General features: G+C 38.6%; 20 protein-coding genes. 6 read left to right on the top strand and 14 right to left on the bottom strand.

Going from position 1 to position 21,429, the window contains the following annotated elements:
• Positions 1–86 precede the first annotated feature (86 nt).
• From trpA to LKF16_RS05845, 10 genes are all read right to left on the bottom strand, one after another.
• Entirely contained in the window at positions 87–869 is a 783-nt protein-coding gene (gene trpA / locus LKF16_RS05890; RefSeq protein ID WP_291469570.1) for a tryptophan synthase subunit alpha, read from the bottom strand.
• Positions 862–2,070 carry a tryptophan synthase subunit beta gene (gene trpB / locus LKF16_RS05885; protein WP_291469568.1) on the bottom strand — a complete coding sequence of 403 codons (1,209 nt, stop codon included), beginning with the start codon at positions 2,068–2,070 and terminating at the stop codon, positions 862–864. The genes trpA and trpB overlap by 8 nt, the downstream gene beginning before the upstream one ends.
• 18 nt (positions 2,071–2,088) lie before the next feature.
• Positions 2,089–2,670: a phosphoribosylanthranilate isomerase gene (locus LKF16_RS05880; RefSeq protein ID WP_291469566.1), complete on the bottom strand. Its 582-nt coding sequence runs from the start codon at positions 2,668–2,670 to the stop codon at positions 2,089–2,091.
• Between the two features lie 2 nt (positions 2,671–2,672).
• Positions 2,673–3,452 (bottom strand): indole-3-glycerol phosphate synthase TrpC, encoded by a 780-nt coding sequence (gene trpC / locus LKF16_RS05875; protein ID WP_291469564.1) that lies wholly within the window; start codon positions 3,450–3,452, stop codon positions 2,673–2,675.
• Positions 3,449–4,468 (bottom strand): anthranilate phosphoribosyltransferase, encoded by a 1,020-nt coding sequence (trpD, locus tag LKF16_RS05870; RefSeq protein WP_291469562.1) that lies wholly within the window; start codon positions 4,466–4,468, stop codon positions 3,449–3,451. The genes trpC and trpD overlap by 4 nt, the downstream gene beginning before the upstream one ends.
• A gap of 502 nt (positions 4,469–4,970) precedes the next feature.
• Positions 4,971–5,549: an anthranilate synthase component II gene (locus LKF16_RS05865; protein ID WP_291469560.1), complete on the bottom strand. Its 579-nt coding sequence runs from the start codon at positions 5,547–5,549 to the stop codon at positions 4,971–4,973.
• Positions 5,546–7,009 (bottom strand): anthranilate synthase component I family protein, encoded by a 1,464-nt coding sequence (locus LKF16_RS05860; RefSeq protein ID WP_291469558.1) that lies wholly within the window; start codon positions 7,007–7,009, stop codon positions 5,546–5,548. Before LKF16_RS05860 ends, LKF16_RS05865 begins: the two co-directional genes overlap by 4 nt.
• Positions 7,010–7,477: 468 nt before the next feature.
• Positions 7,478–8,176, bottom strand: a complete 699-nt coding sequence (locus tag LKF16_RS05855) for a zinc metallopeptidase (protein WP_291469557.1) — start codon at positions 8,174–8,176, stop codon at positions 7,478–7,480.
• 3 nt (positions 8,177–8,179) lie between these two features.
• On the bottom strand, positions 8,180–8,623 hold the full coding sequence (locus LKF16_RS05850; RefSeq protein ID WP_291469555.1) for a hypothetical protein: 444 nt from the start codon (positions 8,621–8,623) through the stop codon (positions 8,180–8,182).
• Positions 8,624–8,755: 132 nt separating this feature from the next.
• The gene (locus LKF16_RS05845) at positions 8,756–9,505 is read right to left on the bottom strand and encodes an alpha/beta hydrolase (protein ID WP_291469553.1); all 750 of its coding nucleotides are present in this window, start codon (positions 9,503–9,505) and stop codon (positions 8,756–8,758) included.
• Between the two features lie 79 nt (positions 9,506–9,584).
• On the opposite strand from LKF16_RS05845, the gene LKF16_RS05840 reads away from it, so the two are divergent.
• On the top strand, positions 9,585–10,268 hold the full coding sequence (locus tag LKF16_RS05840; protein ID WP_291469551.1) for a ribonuclease H family protein: 684 nt from the start codon (positions 9,585–9,587) through the stop codon (positions 10,266–10,268).
• 25 nt (positions 10,269–10,293) lie between these two features.
• On the opposite strand, the gene LKF16_RS05835 is transcribed toward LKF16_RS05840, so the two are convergent.
• A complete protein-coding gene (locus LKF16_RS05835; RefSeq protein ID WP_291469549.1) occupies positions 10,294–11,634 on the bottom strand; it encodes a hypothetical protein in 1,341 nt (446 codons plus the stop codon).
• A 128-nt stretch (positions 11,635–11,762) separates the two neighbouring features.
• Positions 11,763–12,719, bottom strand: a complete 957-nt coding sequence (locus LKF16_RS05830; RefSeq protein ID WP_291469547.1) for a DUF1002 domain-containing protein — start codon at positions 12,717–12,719, stop codon at positions 11,763–11,765.
• 275 nt (positions 12,720–12,994) lie between these two features.
• Here LKF16_RS05830 and LKF16_RS05825 point away from each other — a divergent pair, with 275 nt between their 5' ends.
• The 4 genes from LKF16_RS05825 to LKF16_RS05810 all read left to right on the top strand — a co-directional run bounded on the left by LKF16_RS05825 (position 12,995) and on the right by LKF16_RS05810 (position 17,374).
• The gene (locus LKF16_RS05825) at positions 12,995–14,053 is read left to right on the top strand and encodes a D-alanine--D-alanine ligase family protein (protein WP_291469545.1); all 1,059 of its coding nucleotides are present in this window, start codon (positions 12,995–12,997) and stop codon (positions 14,051–14,053) included.
• An 849-nt stretch (positions 14,054–14,902) separates the two neighbouring features.
• Positions 14,903–16,060: an N-acetylglucosamine-6-phosphate deacetylase gene (gene nagA, locus LKF16_RS05820; RefSeq protein WP_291469543.1), complete on the top strand. Its 1,158-nt coding sequence runs from the start codon at positions 14,903–14,905 to the stop codon at positions 16,058–16,060.
• A gap of 81 nt (positions 16,061–16,141) precedes the next feature.
• Positions 16,142–16,885, top strand: a complete 744-nt coding sequence (locus LKF16_RS05815; RefSeq protein WP_291469541.1) for a glycerophosphodiester phosphodiesterase family protein — start codon at positions 16,142–16,144, stop codon at positions 16,883–16,885.
• Positions 16,886–17,239: 354 nt separating this feature from the next.
• Entirely contained in the window at positions 17,240–17,374 is a 135-nt protein-coding gene (locus LKF16_RS05810) for a hypothetical protein (protein ID WP_291469539.1), read from the top strand.
• Positions 17,375–17,630: 256 nt separating this feature from the next.
• Here LKF16_RS05810 and LKF16_RS05805 read toward each other — a convergent pair whose 3' ends face one another.
• Together LKF16_RS05805 and LKF16_RS05800 are read right to left on the bottom strand one after the other, a co-directional pair.
• Positions 17,631–19,079 carry a zinc-ribbon domain-containing protein gene (locus tag LKF16_RS05805; RefSeq protein ID WP_291469537.1) on the bottom strand — a complete coding sequence of 483 codons (1,449 nt, stop codon included), beginning with the start codon at positions 19,077–19,079 and terminating at the stop codon, positions 17,631–17,633.
• 173 nt (positions 19,080–19,252) lie between these two features.
• Positions 19,253–20,437 (bottom strand): zinc ribbon domain-containing protein, encoded by a 1,185-nt coding sequence (locus tag LKF16_RS05800; RefSeq protein WP_291469535.1) that lies wholly within the window; start codon positions 20,435–20,437, stop codon positions 19,253–19,255.
• A 170-nt stretch (positions 20,438–20,607) separates the two neighbouring features.
• On the opposite strand from LKF16_RS05800, the gene LKF16_RS05795 reads away from it, so the two are divergent.
• Positions 20,608–21,390: a tetratricopeptide repeat protein gene (locus LKF16_RS05795; RefSeq protein WP_291469533.1), complete on the top strand. Its 783-nt coding sequence runs from the start codon at positions 20,608–20,610 to the stop codon at positions 21,388–21,390.
• The last annotated feature ends 39 nt before the right edge of the window (positions 21,391–21,429 follow it).

The raw sequence follows: 21,429 nt of genomic DNA, 5'->3' as shown, positions 1-21,429 counted from the left end.
TCTTACCTTTGATATAAAAAAAGTGTACGTCAAATCATTCATAAAATCTATTTTTACAAATAATTATTATCGTACACTTTTTTTTATTAGGCTGTAATGGTAATTGCGTCTTTAATACTGCGTGCATATGAAGCAAGGTCGTCTTGAGTTGAGCCATTGTTGTTTTCAGCAATCAATTTTACGACCGCACTACCAATGATAATTCCATCAGATATGCTTGATAGTTTTGCTGCTTGTTCTGGTGAATGAATACCAAATCCAATAGCTACCGGAACGTCAGTTACTTGTTTGATCCGAGAAATGGTGTCTGATAGTTGTTTTGAAAAATCATTTCTAACGCCAGTTACACCAAGGGAAGAAACCATATAGATGAAGCCGGAAGCTTGCTTAGCGATTTTTTCAATTCTATCGCCAGAAGTAGGGGCCACTAATTGAATCAAGTGAACGCCGTATTGGTCGGCAACAGTTCTTAATTCAGCTTGTTCTTCGATTGGCAAGTCAGGAATGACTAGACCAGAAATGTCGAGTTCTTGGCATTTTTTACAAAATGCTTCGTAGCCAAATTTAAATGGGATATTAGCATATGTTAAAAAGATGATCGGAACATCAGTTTGTTGGCGAGCTTTTTCAACGATGTCAAAGACAACATTAGTGTTAACGCCTTGATCAAAAGCACGTAAGTCAGCATCTTGAATGACTGGACCGTCAGCAACGGGATCAGAAAATGGAATTCCGATTTCAACGATGTCGGCACCGTTGTTTGCAAGTGTGACGATACTGTCAACGGTAGTGTCAAAGTTAGGATCATCTGCCACTACGAATGGAATAAAAGCTTTTTTATTATTGAATACTTCTTGTAAATTAGTCATCGATATCTACCCCTCTATATTTTGCGATTGATGCTACGTCTTTATCACCACGACCAGATAGGGTGCAGATGATAACTTGGTCCTTGCTCATAGTTGGAGCAATTTTTTCAACATAAGCCACTGCGTGACAACTTTCAATTGCAGCGACGATTCCTTCAGTTTTAGCGATATATTCGAAGGCATCGACTGCTTCATCGTCAGTGATCCCAACGTATTGAGCACGTTTTAATTCGGCTAAACGTGCATGTTCTGGACCAACGCCAGGGTAGTCTAAACCAGCTGAGATTGAGTAAACTTTATCGATTTGACCATATTTGTTTTGTAGGAACATTGATTTCATACCATGGAAAATTCCAACTGAGCCACGTTCGATGGTTGCAGCAGTTTGATCAGTGTCGACACCTTTACCAGCAGCTTCACAGCCAACTAATTGAACGTCTTTATCATTAATGTATTCGGCAAAACTTCCGATAGCATTGCTTCCGCCACCAACACAGGCAACGACCATATCTGGTAATTTGCCTTCAGCATCTAAAATCTGTTCTTTAGATTCTTTACTTATAACGCTTTGGAAGTCGTGGACCATTTCTGGGAATGGATAAGGACCAACGGCAGAACCCATAATATAGAAGGTATCGTCAATTCTTGAAGTCCACTCTTGCATAGTGGCATTTACGGCATCCTTTAGAACCATTGAACCAGTTGTCACTGGATGAACTTTAGCGCCCAGTAATTCCATTCGATAAACGTTTAGCTTTTGGCGTTCGGTATCTTCTTTACCCATGAAGATCTCGCATTCCATACCAAACAATGCGGCAATCGTTGCTGTAGCAACACCGTGTTGACCAGCTCCAGTTTCAGCAATCAAACGGTTTTTACCCATTCTCTTGGCAATCAAAGCTTGTCCGATCACGTTGTTGATCTTGTGAGCACCTGTATGATTTAGATCTTCACGTTTTAGATAGATTTTTGCTCCGCCTAAGTCTTCTGTCATATTTTTTGCGTAATATAACAATGAAGGACGATTAGCATAGTCATTTAAGAGGTCGTGAAACTCCTTCAAAAATTCGGGGTCGTTTTTGTATTTTTTATAAGTCTCGGCAACTCGATCGAGTTCAGCCATTAATGTTTCGGTAGTATATTGTCCGCCAAATTCACCAAAGTGAGTTTGATTCGTTGTGTCTTTTTCCATTTCTTTCATAAGTAAATTCCTGCCTTTTTAAATTGAATGTACTAGTCGTACGATTTCTGAGATTTTTTGAGGATCTTTTTGACCATTAGTTTCAACGCCTCTGGATAGATCTACTAGTGTTGGATGGATAACGTGAATTGCCTCAGATACGTTATCGATATTTAAAGCACCGGCGATGATCAGTGGTTTGGTAGTTTCTAGTTTGAAGTTCTCCCATTGAACTGGCTTGCCGTTACCGGATCCACTGTCGAGCATAATGCTGTCGGCAATAGTGTTAGGTTGAATATTCGTGGGTTTAAAAACGTTGATAACGGTAATTCCGTGAGCTTGTAATTTAGCAACCATCGTTTCATCTTCTTGTCCATGCAATTGAATAATGGAAACCGCGCCACTGTCGTAAGCTTGAATCATTTCAGCGATTGGAGCATTGACAAACACTCCCACGCTGTCAATTGCTGGGTCAAGTTGTCGTCTTAATTCCAGTGCTTGATCCAAACTGATATGATGTCTGCCACCGGCAAAGATGAATCCAGCTAAATCAGGTTTAGCGTTGTTTACTGCCTGAATATCTTCAGTGGTCATCAAGCCGCATACTTTAATTTTTGTCATATTTACACGCTTTGAAATTCATTGATTATTTTTTTACGATCATTTGCCTTCATAAAGGTTTCGCCAATCAAAACTCCATTGACGTGGGCATCCTTGAGACGCTTGATGTCGTCTGTCGTTTTGATGCCACTTTCAGTGATGAAGGGGATGTTATCAGGAACTGCGGGACGAAGTTTCAAACTATTATTTAAATCAACGGTGAAGTCCTTTAAGTTTCGATTGTTAACGCCGATGATCTTCGCATTGGCATCTAGTGCACGTTCAAGTTCTGTTTGATTGTGGACTTCGACTAGTGCTGCTAAACCAAGATCGTCTGCTAATTTTAAAAATTCTTGTAGTTGCTGGTCGGTTAATGTTGCAACTATTAATAACACTAAACTGGCTCCGGCAATTTTTGCTTGATATAGCATGTAGGGGTCGACTGTAAAATCTTTTCTGAGAAGAGGAGTTTGCACTGTTTGTGCGATGTCGTTTAAATACTGCAAATTGCCTTGGAAGTAATCAGGTTCAGTCAAAACAGAGATCGCATCGATTTTGGCATCGGTATATTCTTGAGCAATTTGTAAGTAAGGAAAGTCTTTAACGATAATTCCTTTTGAAGGAGAAGCTTTCTTTATTTCAGCAATGAAGTGAAGTCCTGGTTCAAGAAATTTATCGATAATTACTTGAGGATCTTTGTTAGGTATTTTGTTAGCCTTGTTTTTAAGTTCTGATAGGGGAGTAGCCAATTTTTCACGTTCGATACGCTTAGTTGTGGCTGCTACTAAGTCGTCTAAGATCAAGCTGCAACACCTGCTTCAGTCAATTTGATGAATTGGTTTAATTCTTCTAAAGCTTTTCCGTCGTCAATTGTTTTAGCAGCTAGCTTAATTGCATCGTCTAAACTGATTTCTGGTTTAGCAGTGTGGATTGCTAGCGCGGAATTGACCAAGATCACATCACGTTGAGGTCCCTTATTTCCTTTAAGGATGTTCATAGTGATCTCAGCATTCTCATCAGGAGTTCCACCGATGATGTCTGATTTATTGGCACGTTTTAAACCGAATTGTTCAGGAGTTATTTCATATTTAGTGAATTCTCCGTTATGAACTTCCATAACTATGGTAGGAGCAGAGATTGAAGCTTCATCAAATCCATCTTGTCCATGAATAACTGCGGCATCTTTAACGCCAATTTGATCGAGTACTTTAGCCATTGGTTCAACTAAGCTTTCATCATAGACACCCAGTACTTGGCTGGATGCATGAGCTGGATTAGCAAGAGGTCCTAAGACATTGAACAATGTTCGGATACCTAATTCTTTTCTAACTGGTGCAACGTATTTCATAGCCTTGTGATATTCTTGGGCGAATAAGAAGCAAATACCAATTTGGTTTAAGATCTCTTCGCTACGCTTTGGATCTAAGTTGATTTGAACTCCTAATGATTCAAGCACGTCAGCTGCACCGCTTTTTGATGAAGCTGCACGATTACCATGCTTTGCGACAGGGATGCCACTAGCTGCAACGACTAATGCTGAAGTAGTTGAAATGTTGAATGAGTTGGAATGGTCGCCACCAGTACCAACAATTTCAAGAACTGGTTCGTCAGCTTTGAAATCTAAAGCGTGTGCTCTCATTGCATCAGCAGCTCCAGCGATTTCATCGACTGTTTCTTTTTTTACACTCAAAGCTGTTAAGAAACTTGAGATTTGAACTGAGGTTGTGTTGCCTGTCATAATTTCGTCGATCACTTGGTTTGTTTCGTCAAATGTTAAGTCTTGACCTTCGGTTAATTTTTTAATTGCATTTTCAATCATAATTGAATCCTCCAAATTAATTTAACTAGTTAGTAGTGTTGAAATTGATTAATTTGAGAATTGCCATCGGATTATTTTGATCATTAGTGAAACCTCCTAGAGAATAAAAAAAATCCGTCCATAAACGTTTTACTTAACGTTTAAGGACGGATCATATTCCGCGGTGCCACCTTAATTTCAATAGACTGATAGAAAGAGAGTGTAGCAAAAATACTACCTCAAATATTCTATCGTCCATTACTCTTAGCGAAGGGCTAACACCCTCCCGACAACTTACGTATGTCTAACGTTCTCCCGTACTCGTAACCTTTCGGAGAGACCCTCGATGGTCCATTTAACTATCTGCGTTCGATTGCCATTCTCAGCACCGGCAACTCTCTGGGCGTGCACGATAATCTTGACTTCCATCTCATTGGTTTATGGACGAATTTATTTGTTGATAAGAGAATAAGTCTGAAAAACGTCTTTGTCAACAAAAATATTTAATTTGTTTTTAATTTAATTAAATCAGTGCCAGATAATTTTCGATGATCTGCTTGCCAACACTGGGCTCAGTCATGATTGACTCGGGATGAAATTGAACTCCAAAAACTTTTTGTTTTTCATCGCACAGAGCCATGATCTCACCATCTTTAGTTATCGCAGTGATCGATAATTCATCAGGAATTGTTTGTGGATCAACGATCAATGAATGATATCTAGCGGCTTCAAAAGTTTTAGGACAATCAGAGAATAGTTGAGTCTTGTCAGTGACTTCGACTTCTGAAGGCCGGCCGTGCATCAAAACTGGTGCGTGAACTACTTTAGCCCCGTAAACTTCGCCGATGGCTTGTTCACCTAAGCAAACACCTAGGATGGGCACTTTTCCGATGAAGTGTTTTAGCAATTCCATCATGTTGCCAGCATCTTCAGGTCGACCAGGTCCTGGTGAAAAAACTAATCCAGTGGGATGAAGCGATTCTAATTCTTCAACAGTCAATTCGTCATTTTTGACCACAGTGATGGGTTCGTTGCTATTAGTACCGATCAATTGATACAAGTTATAGGTAAAACTGTCATAGTTGTCGATCAAATAAATCATGATAGAACCTCCGTTTGATTAGTCTTGTTGAGAGCATCTACGACATTTCTTGCCTTATTGTTAAATTCTTGATATTCATTTTTGGCAATACTGTCGGCGACGATGCCGGCACCTGAGTGGACGACTAAGTTTTCATTTTGACGATAAGCTAAACGAATTCCGATACAGAAATCTAAGTCTCCAGAAAAATCGAAGTAGCCTAAGCATCCACCATAGATGCCACGTTTTTGGCCTTCAATATTTGAGATGATCTTCATTGCACTGATCTTTGGGGCACCAGATAAAGTGCCGGCAGGCATAAGAGACTCGACGATATCAACGGCGGACTCTTGAGGATCTGCGATACTTTCGACGGTTGAACCCATGTGCATGACATTGCTGAAGTGAAGCAGTTTGCGAGTTCTTGTGACTTTGACAGTCCCAAACTTGCTGACACGTCCCAAGTCATTTCGACCTAAGTCGATCAGCATGTTGTGTTCAGATAATTCTTTAGTACTGTGAGTTAGTTCATATGCTAATTGAGCGTCTTCTTCAGGCGTTTTGCCACGACGTCTCGTTCCAGCTAGCGGATAGGTGAATAATTTGTCATCATGTTTAGAAATCAAGGTCTCTGGAGATGAGCCAACGGTCTCAAAGTCGTTATGCTTGTAAAAAAATTGATACGGTGCAGGACTATCTTTGAAGAGATTTTTCGTGACTGCATAGAGACTGCCACTCATAGTTCCGTGTTGAGGATTTGAAAGGATCAATTGGAATATGTCGCCATCGACGATGTGTTTTTTCGTATCGGCAACTTTTTCGGCGAATTCTTCACGGTCAAAGTGCAATTCAGGTTTGGATAACATTTTAAAACCAGGCAATTGGCTCGGATGATTATTGGCAATTACGATTTCTTTGAGTTCATTCAATTCTGAGATTGCGTCATCGTAATCAGTTTCTAAGGCTTTTGAAGAAACAATTTTCGATAAAGTCACAGTTTGGGTTTTATGATTGTAGGCAATGACTTTGTGGATCAACAAGAAGTCAGCATCATTTAGACCATATGGGTCAGCTAATTTTTGTGGCAAAGTGGGATTGGCAAACCTGGCGTAATCGTAACTTAGATATCCTGCCAAGCCACCCAAAAATGGTGGTAAATCGTCGAATTTTGGTGTCCGATACTTGGTCAAGATCGATTCCAAATAAGGTTTGAGTGCGGTCTTTGTCTGCGTGATTTTACCAGCTTTTTCAACCGTTAAGGTTCCGTCTTTATAGACGATTGTCTCATCAGGATTTAATCCGATAAAACTATAGCCATCTTCATCAGGCTTAGGTTGGCCGGTGAATAAAAAGCAGGGGCCTTGGCTTTGATTGAGATTTTGCGTCAAGTCGATTGGGTCGAAGTCCTCTAGCTTGAAGCTGATTGTCACAGGGACAGCAGGGTAGTCGTTAGTATATTTTTTTAAGTCGTTAATTTTCATATTGCTCACCTTTAAATTTTTAATTTGCGTAATTTAGGTGTGTTGCCATCGTTTGATTGCCATAATGTCCTCCAACAAAAAAAATCCGCCCAAAACTTCATTTAGAAGTTAAGGACGGATTATCCGCGGTGCCACCTTAATTCGACAGTTGAGAGACTATGACAAATAGTCGTCAACATATCACGCTTAACAAGGAGCTATCACTCCTCTGACAACTGACGTATGTCTGTACGTTTCTCCGTACTAAATTCAGGAGAACCCTCGGCGGTCCATTTAATTATCTGCGTTCGATTGCATTCTCAGCTACGGCAACTCTCTGTGCGTGCACAATAATTGTTATCTCCACCTCATCGGTTTTGGGCGAAATGTTTAATTGAGAATGATACTAGACTTGAAGAAATAGTTTGTCAAATAATTTTCATACAAAAAGTTCGAACGCTGGGCTCGAACTTAGTGGTTGTTAGTTAATTAATCGCGATTATTTCCGAAAATTAGGATCAAACGTAAGAGTTGTAACGCTGTGGAAAGTGCTGCTGCTACATAAGTTAATGCGGCAGAAACTAGCACATGTTTGACCATTGGAACCTCGTCAGCATCGAGTAGATCACCGGATGCTAGGATGCTAACAGCACGTCTGGAAGCGTTAAATTCGACCGGTAATGTGACAACTTGGAATAAAACGACTAAAGCGAACATCCAAATACCGATCATGATCAATGTTTTGTTCATTCCTAAGATAATACCTAGAAGGATCAATGGCATCGAGGCACTTGATCCTAAGTTAACAGCTGGAACGATGGCTGATCTGATGCGCATTGGAAAATAATTCTTTTGATCTTGAATTGCGTGACCACATTCGTGAGCGGCAACTCCTATAGCAGCAACTGAAGCAACGCCATAAGTGGACTCTGATAAGTTCAGAGTTTTATCGCCTGGATTGTAGTTATCGGTCAATTTTCCACTAATCTGTTTAATAACGATGTTTTGCAGGCCTGCTTTATCCAAGATATAGCGGGCTGCATCAGCACCGGTAATTCCACGGTGACTATTGTATTGGTTATAACGGCTGAATGTATGATTAACATACCAAGAAGCCCACATACTCAAGGCCATACCAATCAGCACTAGAATAATCGTGGGACCACCAAAAAATCCATATCCGTACATTTTTTACCCCTTTATTAATTTATTATTGTTTAAATTATATCCATTTAATGTGAAGAAATTGCTAACTTTTGATGGAATTTTGTCAACTTTGAGTTCACTCAAAGAAATTTGATCATTAACGAAAATGAATAATCGCTCAACGATCTCTTGAATAAACTCGTCGGAAATATTGTCATCAAAAGAAATTTGCAAGGTAGCTGAATTGTGATCAAAATCAATCGAACGAATGGCCACTAGTGCGACAATCTGGTGGTTCCGCTTGTCTTCGATGAACCAATATACGCTTTTGTTGCTCATCGTCTCTTTGGCAGTTTCACTAATAAAGTCAGTGATGTCAGCAATATCTTTTTGCAAAAAGTCGCTGACTGTCTTTAGTTTGAATCTCGATGGGAAATCCCAAATGAGATTTTCAGTGATAAATGGACGATAAGACTTAACTTTGATCATTTCAGTTCTCCTTTGTTTGCATCCTGACGCATTTTGAAAACTTTATACGTCCTTAATACAGTATAGATAATCTGATTGTTAAATGCGAAGTAATAAGAATTATATTTTAGATAAAAAAATTCTGCATAATTGTTATGCAGAATAAGGTGCGTAAATAAATAAATTGATTTTTTGCAGAATATCCGAGTCGTCATGCATCAAGGAATGTTCAGCTTTTGAACCGCTGACTGGCATGTCGTAAAATTCTTTGACTCTTGGTTGTAAGACGTAGCCAATTGATTTAGCTGATGTTACTGAGATGTATTTATCGCTGTTGGAATGGTCTTCGACATTTCCATAGATGTTTAAAACTTTTAAGTTTGGCGAGATATTATTGCGACTTAGATAAATTCGAAAATAAGTAGGGCTCATGAAAGCCGGTTTCCCACTTGGGTTAATTCGATTGATATTAGGCAAGTCATTCAAGCCTAACACGCCATTGAAAGGACCAGCAATCGTAACTAAATGATTCATCTTTGGCATGTATTGATGGCGTTTTTCGTGCAGATTGACCAACACTAAAGAGACCGCTCCAAGTGAATGGCCGACGGCATCGTATTCGTTAAATTTATGTTCTTTTCTTAACTGGATCAGTAGGTGGATCAGCCAATGTGCAATTTGATTTTCGCTGATCAATTTATTTTTAAAAACTACTTGAATGATCGGACATTCGTCATCCGTCCATTTACCTTCATAAGTGATTTGACCACGCCAGTTGATCAATACTTTGAGAAATTCTTTTTTTCCAGTATACTTTAAGCCTGATTTGACCATTTCTTCAGTTGTATAGTCTCCCCCGCGGAAACCATGGACATACAATACAGGTCGTTGTTTATTTTCCATTTTTTCACCCTATCAACACTATATTATAATATATCTAATAGTTATTTTCATTCAAAGTAATTTAAGTGAGGTATTCATTTTGCAAAAATATTATGCAGTTCGACGTGGACGTAAACCAGGAATTTATCGCTCTTGGCCGGAATGTCAAAAGCAGGTCAATGGATTCGAAAACGCCCGCTACAAAAGCTTTACTAGTCAGACCGAAGCCGAAGAATTTTTAAAAGGCAAAGACGATTATCCTACCAAAAATAAAACTTCGAAAAAAGAATCAGAAAATTTAGATGATTATGAGATTGTTGTCTATACGGACGGCGGTTCACGAAATCATGGCAATTATAAAGGTGGCCACGTGAAATCTTCTGATAAGGCGGCCTGGGCATTTCACATCAACCATCAAGGCGAGATTTTTGAAGGTACAGATGACGAATTTGGTGCGACTAACAATCGCATGGAGATCATGGCTTTGATCGAAAGTATCAAGCGTCTAAATGAACTGAATCTGAATGATAAAAAAATTATTTTCGTATTAGATTCGCAGTACGTCTTAAACGCTATTACTAAGGGATGGCTAAACGGTTGGAAACGCCGCGGCTACAAGAAGGCTGACGGAACCGCGCCAGCTAATGTCGAACTGTGGCAAGAACTAGATGGATTGTTACCAACAGTTACTAATAAAGCATTCAGCTGGACTAAGGGACATGCCCAAGATGAAGGCAACAATCGCGTCGATGCATTGTTGAACGAAACGATGGATAAAATGTAAATCACGAGTAAAAAAGGCTAATTCACTATGAATTGGCCTTTTTTGAATTGATAATACCTGTATAGATCACGAAGATGGACATGCAGGTAACTAATATTATTTGGGTAATTAAGATTGGCAATGCAAAAGCGTTGCTAGTCTTGTGGTAAGTAAAGTCGAGTAAAATTTGGGTCAGATCGGTTTGAGAGGTTTTAGTCAAAGTTATCAAGCTGATCCACAAAATAAATTGGGTAGTCAATCCAGCGATACTCATCAATCGATAGCTGACCATGAAGGAGTTATTCGTCTTGGCCAAAGGAGTTTGATCGTATTCTTTGATTGCCGATTGATTTTGTTGGGTCGCAAATGCCCGAATGAAGAAGATCCCAATAAAGTAAGTGTAAATATTGAAGGTCAACAATAGGCCAACGATGATTCCAATTAACTCGATGTTAAGAGGCGATGCCTTTTTAAAAATTTTTGCACAGAGATCTACTAGTGGTTTTCCCAAAGCAATCCCGGCTGCAAAAGCTGCGATGATCCACATGTAAGAGTTGATACCGTAAGTTACGCCCACGTAGATGGCACTGAAGATCGCACAAAAGTCGGCACAAATACCGAACAGCATTAAGCGAGTTCTCAAGCGATTGTTCATTTGCGAATGCATTGTGCGGTTAAAAATTAAATCTAATAAAATCACCAGCAGAACGCCACCGAGGATGAAGACTCCCCAGTAAGTCGGTTGGCCAACGCCCAAACTGCGGCCGATCCGAACTAGCAAGACTGATAAGAATAGGGCTAACGACAACAAAACGTTGGGAAAACTTAATGTTGGCCAATTGTAATCTTTGGACAATTTCTTACGTTGCGGGTTCCAGTAAAAGCCTAATAAACCAATCAAACTGTAAATTAGCATGGCTAAAAATGAAAGATAAGTCTTGCTTTTGGCAGTGGTAAATATGATGAAGACTAGTAAAACAATTGCCAGGATCCAGATCAATAGACTAACAAATTTATTCGTGGATTCATCAGTGGCGTGTAAACTGTAGGTTTTTTGAACAGATGGAAAAAGTGCTGCTCCAACACCTGCTCCAATGGCTGATACATCCACTAGGACAGGTGAGAATTGTCCGAACATTCCCAAGAAGTAAGCACAAATGGCTGAAAAGATTCCAAACCAGCCAAAAAATTCTAACTGGACATTCGATCCACGAAACAAGTATAGGGATGTTCTTCTGAAAGCATAAAATAGGCCAAATGGCAGTACTTCGGTGATGATATCGCCGTTGTGTTTGATTAAAAATACGAACAGTAGAAATGGTATCAAATTGATGGCAAATCCACCGATTCCAAGCCACGTACTACTATATGATCTGATTGTTTTCATTGATTGCTCCCCCATATAAATCCTATGAAATTACCATAGTGCAGAATATTAAACGATTCAATCAAAACTGAAATTTTTATAAAAAAAAGGCACAAAAATAGACAAACCCGAAAGCTTGCCTATTAGTCTTATTTGAATAAGTTACTGAAGAATGAAACGATACTGTCCCAAATTCTTTGGACCAGATTACGATTTTCTTGAGTATTTAATTTGTTAAAAATATTCTTAGCTTTGCTAGTGATATCGCTACTTAATTTCTGAGCTTGTTGTTGGAAGTTACCATTTTTCAGAGCACCAGAATCTCTAATTTGGACCATCAAATTGATCAATTGAGTCTTTTGATTATTGTTGATGATATTTTGGAGATTGTTTTGTTGCAAGTTGTTGTTTACGATATTAGTAATTTCTTGTTTTGATGCGTTAGTACCTTGTTTAGCTAAATCAGCTTTCATACCAGCAACAGCATTGTTTAATTGTTGGTCAGTATATCCTTGAGTACCCTTGTTGTCTTGAGTGATACCACTTAAAACATTCATTTCGTTTTGAGCGGCGTTAACTTGGCTTTGGTTCAAAGAGTTACCTTGTTTTGAATAGGCTGCGTAGATACCAGCTAAGGCACCAGAACCATCAATTGGTGTTGCAGAAGTAACGTAGATATTAGCATCTGAAATACCGGCTGTTAGTGCAGCATTCCTGTATTGATCCGCAGTGATCGTCGTAATATTATTTTTACCATTGTAATTGACGATGTTAACGTTGATACCTGAACCGCTTGAAGTAGGTTCGATCAAAGCAGATGACCAAACGCCAGAGCCACTGTTAAAGTTGCTACCACTTGGATTCAAATATTTTACTAATGTATCGCCGGTCACGGTGATGGTGTTGTAATTATTGTTGCTGTTACTCATTTGTCCTGACAAGGCATCTATCGTACCTTGTCGTTGATCAGATGTTAGTGAAGTACCCAGTGTCATAACTGGTTGGTCAAGTGTATCGTCGGCTTTAGCGACGTTTGACGATGAAGCGAAAATCCCTATCGCTACTAAAGAAATAACGCTTAATAGTAATACTTTTAGCTTTTTCACAATAAAGCCCTCCTTAAAAGTAATTAAACCAAATAATTATGAAAAATTCGAGAATATTCGTAAATCTAAACAATATCCTAGCACTTAATCAGATGAAAAAAACTAGATGTGACAGTATTGTTAGATAGATTTTTTAAAAAATAGCGCACGTATAACGCTTAAATTCGTGCCATGACAGTATTTTTTTCTAGTTTGATACGATAATTTATGCTATCCTATAGGTTCTAGGAACACGCTTAAATTCGAAAAATCAAAAGAAAGATAGGTAAACAACTATGAAAATTGTTGTCCTCTCAGGTGGTAGAAGTACCGAAAGAAACGTTTCATTATCATCCGGTGTTAAGATTTCTAACGCCTTAAGAAGCAAAGGCTACGAAGTAGCTAATATTGATTCATTTTTAGGTATCGATGTTGAAGATGATCAAATCGATTCATTATTTAAGACTGAAGCCGAAGATGAATCAAAATTGATCATTGACGATGAAGTTTTGACTGACGAAAAGATCAATGCTTTACGTACAGACGGAACTCGTGGATTGCTTGGCAAGAACGTCTTGAAAGTTTGCCAACATGCAGACATGGTTTACTTAGGTCTTCACGGTGAAGACGGAGAAAACGGTAAGATGCAAGCCGTCCTTGATGTCTTTGATATTCGCTACACAGGTAGCGGTACTTTAGCATCTGCAGTTACTATGGATAAGAAATTCTCTAAAGAAGTTTTTGTTCAAAACAACATCAAAACTGCCAAGTTCGTTGCTACTAAGACTAGCAAGATCACAAAGGAAGAAATTCCATTCCGTTTCCCAATGGTTGTTAAGCCTTCTAATGGTGGATCAAGTGTTGGTACTCATATCATCAACGATGAATCTGAATTGCAAGCAATGGTTGCTGATGCATTGAGATTCGATAAAGAAGCCTTGATCGAAGAATATATCAAGGGTCGTGAATTCTCTGTGGCTGTGGTTGATGGTCAAGTTCTTCCAGCTATCGAAGTTACTGTTGATACTGGTTGGTACGACTTCCAACACAAGTTTACTGAGAATACTACTACTCACTTCACAACTCCTCCTGAAAATCTCGATGAAGATATTCATTTGGAAATGCAAGAAGTTGCATTGCAGACTTTTGAAGCTTTGAGTATGACTAGTTATGGTCGTGTGGACTTCTTGGTCCGTGATCGCGATATTTTCGTGATGGAGGCTAATACTCTTCCGGGTATGACTCCTCGTTCATTGATGCCTCGTGAGGCGGAAGCTGTTGGGATTAGTTATCCTGAGCTTTGCGATAAGATCATTAAGAGTAAGTTGAGATATTACGAAGAATTAGCTAAGTAATCAGGGGTTAAGCCATTTGTGGCTTAGCCTTTTTTTGTTGGTGGTATGCGGGCCTCCTCCGGACGGAAATCAATTGCCCTTGTCGGCCGGAACATGGTGAAGACACTTTGAGCTTTTTTCAAAGACCGAAAAAATCTCAAAGCTGCCTTTTTATGTAAGTCGCCGTCATCGTCGACTAACATAAACGCCACCATTGGGCCGGGGCATCGATTTCCGTCCTCCGGCTGGTCTGGTTTAAGTCAAATACCTCTATATTTGTTGAAAGAAGGTATGCGGGCCGCCGTATTATTGGGATTGCTTTGTTGGCTTCGTCATCCTTGGTTGTTCGTTGGCGTAGCCAACATTTTAGACAGTGGCGCATGCGCCAAGGGCGACGTACGTTCCTTTCTTCTCTACTTGGGCCAACGCAATCCCAACCGTACGGCTAGTCTGGTTTAAGTCAAATACCTCTATGTTTGTTGAAAGAAGGTATGCTTGCAGCCTTTGTTTAAACTTTAATTTAAAACGAACCAAGAACCTTTATGTTTGTTGAAATAAGGTATGCTTGCATCTTTCGCATGAACTCAGATTTAACCATTCAAAAGCCTCTATATTTGTTGGAATATGGGTTGCTTGCTATCTCCTGCTTTTTTATCGGAAAATATAATTTTTAAAATTTGTTTTTTTGTATTTGTGATCACTTGGGAATTATATTCTTCTGGTAAGGTTGTCCTCCCAGCACTTCGTGCTTGTCGGGGATTGAATTTTATTTTTTATTGAATGTTAATTTGTGTCGATTTTTTGTCCTTTTTCTTGGTATATACCAATTATTTTTGCTATACTATATTCATATTTATTGGAGGATTGAAAATGACATATTACATTCATGCTAAAAAGTTCTTTTTACCTAACACGACTGAAAACGGTGGTTATCTTGAAATTACTGATGACAACAAATTTGGTAGTTTCTTCACTGAAGATAACAAGCCTGAAGGTAAGATCGTGGATTATTCTGACAAGTTTATTGCTCCTGGTCTTGTTGATACTCATATTCATGGTCTCGTTGGTCATGATGTTATGGATGACGATTTCGAGAAATTAAACGAAATGTCAGAAGGTCTTTTAAAAGCTGGTGTTACTTCTTGGTTGCCAACTACTTTGACTGCATCTCATGATCAACTTAGACATATTTGTGCCACGATTGGTGATAACTACCAAAAGGCTACTGGTGCCAAGATCCAAGGTATTCATTTTGAAGGTCCTTTCTATACTGAAAAACACAAGGGTGCTCAAAACCCTAAATATATGCGTGACCCTGATGCTAGTGAATTTGTTGACTGGCAAGAAGCTGCTCACGGCATGATCAAGAAAATCTCAATTGCTCCTGAAAGAAAAGGTTCAGTTGAATTTACACAAGCTGTTGCATCTGATGATGTTGCGGTTACTTTAGGTCACTCTGACGCTACTTTTGAACAAGCTAAGGCTTGTGTTGAAGCTGGTGCTTCTGGATTTACACATACTTACAACGGAATGAGTGGTTTAAACCACCGTCAACCTGGTATGGTTGGTGCTGCTCTTTCAATGCACTTAGTTGATGACGAACTTATCTGTGATGGCCACCACGTTAATCCATACGCTGCTCGTGTTGTTATCGAAAAGAAAACTGCTGAACACGTTGCTTTGATCACTGACTGTATGCGTGCCGGTTTGATGCCTGATGGTGACTACGTTCTTGGTGAATTACCTGTTGTCGTTGCTGATGGTACTGCTAGATTGAAGGATGAAACACACAACCTTGCTGGTTCGATCCTATTGCTTAAAGACGCTATTAAAAACGTCGTTGACTGGAACATTGCTACTGATGAAGAAGCAATTGAAATGGCCAGTTACACTGCTGCCAAGAGTTCAAAAGTTCTCGATAAGTGTGGAATGATCGCCGAAGGTCGCGATGCTGACTTTATCGTGCTTGATGACGATATGACATTGTCAGAAACTTATCTTGATGGTGTTTCAAGATACCAAGCTTAATTTAAACGTAGAGCAATTCAGTATCTGGATTGCTCTTTTTGTACCCCAAGATTTATAATTGAAGTAAATTTGGAGGAAATTATGACTAAAAAAATCTTTGCACATCGTGGTATCCCAACTTTAGCACCAGAAAACACTATGCCGGCCTTTGAAGCAGTGGTCAGTAATGGTTTGAAATGGATCGAAACTGATTTAAGTATCACTAAAGATGAAGATGTTTTTATAATTCATGATGACAAGCTTGATCGAACAACTGACCAAACAGGTTCAATTGAAACTGTCGACACCGAAGTTGTTGAAAAAGCTGATGCTGGTTCTTGGTATTCTGACAAATTCGTCGGTGAAAAGGTGCCAACGTTAGACCAACTGATCAAATTTTTAAATGATAATAAGATCAACGCTAACATTGAATTAAAGGGTGTCGTTGGCGATGACGCTAATTATTTAGCAGATAAATTATGTCTTAAATTTTCTAAAGCATTAGATAACTTGGATCCTGATATCGACTTGATCATTTCTAGTTTTAGTCCGATCATGCTCGAAAAAATGAACAAGTTAAATCCTGAACTAAAATACGCTGTCTTATTCGAACATCAAGCTATCCAAGATGACTGGAATTTAGTCATGCAAGCATGCAACGCTAAGATAATTCATCCAGATGATACTGACTTGACTCAACAAAAGATTGCGATGATGAAAAAATATCATTACCAGATCAATGTTTGGACCGTTGACGATAAAGAACGTGCTAAACAATTGTTGGACTGGGGCGTTGATGGAATCTTTACTAACAAGGCTGATCAAATGAAGGACTTGTTGGACTAAAAAACTCTCCTAATCCTGTGAATGAATTAGAAGAGTTGCATGAACAAAGAAAAAGTTTTCTTTGAATATATGTTAAAATCTCACCGATCTTTAACGTATACGTATAATTGATTTAGTGTTTTAAATACTTTTAGTATTTGTATCCGGCAAATACTTAATTTTATGGACGAGTCTAATTTTTATTAATGTCCCTAAAAGGGATGCTTCGTCCAATCATCAAGATAGAGTGTCTATGAACAAATTCCCATTCGATATGAGATAAGAACTTTGGGATGGTTTAACCCAAATTACAGATATGATATTCAGCCATGTTCAAATACCACTGCAGTTGTTTGAACATCTTGCTTGATGTGCTTGCAGTCACAACTTGTTTCTAAAGAAACCGTTGAAGATGCACCAAGTACTTTGCCTGCAGATACCATAGAGGCAGTACTTTTAACTGGTGAGACTACAGAGTCTGCAGGTTCAGAAGTTGGCTGGTGCTTCTGATGCGACCATATCAGACATGGTCGCCTTCAGAAGCGTTTTAGCTCAATTGCTGAACTTGTTCACATCTCCATAACTGACTATCTATTTATTCATTATAGGCTGAATAGTTAGCTAGTAAACAAATACGCATATACTAATATTTTGTAATTTGTATTTAAAATATTGTTTGGTATATACCTTCGATAATTTAATTTGATTTTTTACAAAATCGACCATACAAAAAAGTCCGCCTAGATTAGTCTAGACGGACTTTTTGCTAATCTTTAACTCGAGGCTTTAATGTGTAAGCTAAGAGCAATGATAATACTGATGCAACGATTAAGACATAGAAACTAGTACCGATTTGAGCATTGTTTTCTGCATATTGTCCGGTAACTAGCGCAGCATTAATCACGTTTGTTCTAAATAACGCAAATGCGACGATATAAATTGCTGATGATAGCAGTGATAATATTTTGATCAATCTGATACTTCCGCGACTTCTGAAGTTCGCTGCAATCAATACGATGACTGGCGAAATAAAGCAGATAAAGCGAACAGCTGAAGAAAGATTCATGATCAAATTAGTTTGAGCACCGAAATATGATGAAACGGTGGCTGCATGAGCAATTGTTGACGATAGGGAAACGCCGTTAACAAATGGTCCAGTAATCGTTGCGATAAAGGCGACGATTGAAGCAATGATAATTAAATTTTGACGCCAGTTACGATGATGGCGATTTTCTGGTTTCGCTTGCTTCTGAGCTTGCGGTTGTTGTCTTGGTTGAGACTGTTGTTGCTGATAAGGCTGTTGATTATAAGCTTGCTGTTGATAGGATTCTCGTTGATGGTTGGTATTGTGCTGAGGGTTATTTTGATGAGACTGATTATTTTCAGAATCAGCTTTAGTATCATGATGACTCATCAATTTATTCAAACGAATCTCTTTACCATGAATGATTTGAGAAGTTAAGAACCATGCCACAAGGAAAATAGCTAACAAGATCCAAGCATAATTACGTTTGATAAAGAATGTGATGACGACTAATACGATAGCAATCACGTCAACGTAAATATTATTTTTTAAAAAATTGATCATGTTGGCTAATAAGCCATCGTTTTGTTCTTCATCCGTTTTTTCTTGATGATGAACGGGCTTGTCGTCAGGATAAACTGGCAATCCAGTTTTAGGATCCAAATGAACAGGTTGGTCCAAATTCAGATTGTCAGGTGCTTTTGGCTGACTGTTTAAGTGAGCCTGACGTTCGAATTCAGCTCGTTGAGCAGGGGCCATTTCCATTCTAGGATCGACCTGAGGTTTTTGCTTAGGTTGAGTTGGTGCAGCTTGTTTGACTTGGTCACGAAAGTCGAAAACGCGTGTCTTGTCATCTACATCTTCTGATGGTTGTGCGTGAGCTTCTTCTTGAGCACGTTTAGCAGCCATTTTTTCGGCGTAGGCTTTTTCGACCGCAATACGTTTAGCGTCAGCAGCTTTTCGAGCTTCCTCTTCTGATTGTTCAGCGGCCATTTTCTCCTTTTTAGCTTGGGCGGCTTTGTCTTGAGCATCTAATTCATTTTCTAAATCTGATAATGAGCGAACCGCATCATCTCTGACAGGTTGCTCAGTTTTTTTGCTAACATTAATATCTTTTTTTAATGGGAGACCACAGTTATCACAAAAATTCTGACCTGGTTTGATCTCGTGCCCACAATTTGGACATACCATGTGTTTACCTCCATTGTCGCAATGCAATAAACATCGCTTTTCAAAAAATCTATACATTAACAATTATACAAGACAAAATAATTAATAAAAAGAATCCGACTTAAAGTTCACAAAAAGGTCACAAACTAGTAATCAGACCGAAAAAAAGAGTGCCATTAGGCACTCTTAGTTTGTTATTGGAAATTTCTTTTTTCACGGATTGCCCAAGCATAAACTGCAATTAGAGAAATAACTGCTGCAATTGGAGTGATATAACTAGAAAAGCCAAGAGTCAAGTATTGAGCAACGTTATGGAAAGTTGAGTCCGTTGAGTCTGTCATCATCTTGAACATTTCAAAAATAAATAAGAATGCAGCAGATGAAATGATTCCGCCAAGCACACGTAAAAGTCTACTAAACTTAATTTTAACAAAGCTGAACACTACTGTAATGATTGGGCCGAGTAGGGCAGCATATAAAGTCAGATTTAAGAAGGTTCTTGCTTGATGGAATGTTTGTAGTTCATCTGCACTAAAATCACTAGTTAATCCTAGAATTAAAGCAACTACCTTTTTGGCATCAGTTAAACCACCAAACAATGTATAATCGCTCTTGAGAAAATCAGCGTTTCCACCAGCCAACCCTAGTAATTGTTTTATAGTATCGATTCCTGTGATGGTAAAGTATGTTCCAACAAAGACGAAAATAAGCGTAACTGCTGCAGCAATGATGCTAGTCCATTTAACGATATCGGAAAGTTTACGTTGATTTTGGTTATTGCGGGCAAGGAAAACGCCTTCTAGTCCGTTATTGAAGTTAATGCTAGTATCTCCAAATTTAGAAGCACCAAAGTACCAGCCAACGATCATGGCGATTAACACAATGATCGTTAATGGATCTGGAGCATACATCCATAAGGCTACTAAAATGATAATAGCGAGAATACTAGTACCATAATTAGCGTTTGCAAATGGAATCATTTTATGAAGTACATCAGAAAAACTTTGACCATTACCATTATTAGCAACTTGTGGTTGAGCTTGGTATGAATATTGATTGCCATTATTATCTTGACCGTTAAAATTTTGATTTACTGGTTGTCTATTCATATTGTTTTGCACATTTCCCATAATTGGTTGTGCACCCATGTTTTGAGTTGGTTGAACTGGTTGATAATTTTGTTGAGGTTGTTGATTTACCCCATTATTTTGAACTGGTTGTTGGTTAACCGGTTGTTGTGGAGCAGGATTAGGATTGCTTTGAGCTGCTGGATTTTGATTACCTGCAGTTTTGTTAGCATATTTTTCGATTGGGAACCCACACTTATTGCAGAACTTTTGGCCTGCAACGATGTCGGCACCACAGTTTGGACATTTCATTTATATTTGTTTCCCCTCTATAATTAAATATAGATTCAATTATATATAATAAATATATTAATAAAAAGACGTATATATCATTATTTATAAATTCTTGAAATTTTTATCATTATTTTAAGATAGCAACACTATGATTTAACTATAATAATGATTTTATAAAGGAGAACTCAATGAAAAAGTTTATTTCACTCATAAATGTGATGGCAGTTGCGACAGTCATGTTTGCGGGTTCAACCTCAGTTCAGGCAGCAACTACCGGTACAAGTACCGAAAATGTCTCCACTTCAACAATGAAAAAAGAATTTGATGCTGCAATGTCGAGTACTAAAAAAGGCGATTTCAGCAGTCAAAAGGAAACTATCGAAAAATTAGCTGAAGAAGGCTATGGTCCAGCTCAAGCACTGTGGTGTTCCGCATTGCTTCATGGTACAGGTGGCGTATCAGTCAATTACGATCAAGCACTCGAATATGCATTAAAGGCAATCGATCAAGGACAGACTGGTGTTCCTGAAGAAATTGCTGGAATAGTTTACTTATATGGATATGGTTCAACTAAGGCTGATTATTCTAAGGCTATGAAGTATTTCCAATCTGCATCAAAGACTGATATGAAGGCATATCGATATCTTGGATACATTTACGAACAAGGAAAAGGCGTGACCAAGAATATGACGACCGCCATCAAATATTTTGAAAAAGGTGCCGAACAGGGCGATATTACTAGTCAATATGAACTAGGCAAGATCTATGAAACTGGCAATGGAGTTACGCAAGATTACGCTAAAGCATATGAATATTACAAAGAATCGGCTGCACGTGGCGACAACATCGCTGCACCAGCGATGGCAGCTTTAGGTAACTTATATGAGCATGGATATGGAGTAACTAAAAATATAGCAACAGCAGAAAGCTATTATAAAAAAGCTTATCAAGCAATGGCAGATGCTAGCTAAACACAAAAAAACATCGAGACTAAAATCTCGATGTTTTTG

The sequence above is a fragment of the Companilactobacillus sp. genome (genome assembly GCF_022484265.1).
GTDB lineage: Bacteria > Bacillota > Bacilli > Lactobacillales > Lactobacillaceae > Companilactobacillus.
The sequence above is the reverse complement of the archived record's forward strand: the minus strand, read 5'-3'. Positions and strand labels throughout refer to the sequence as shown.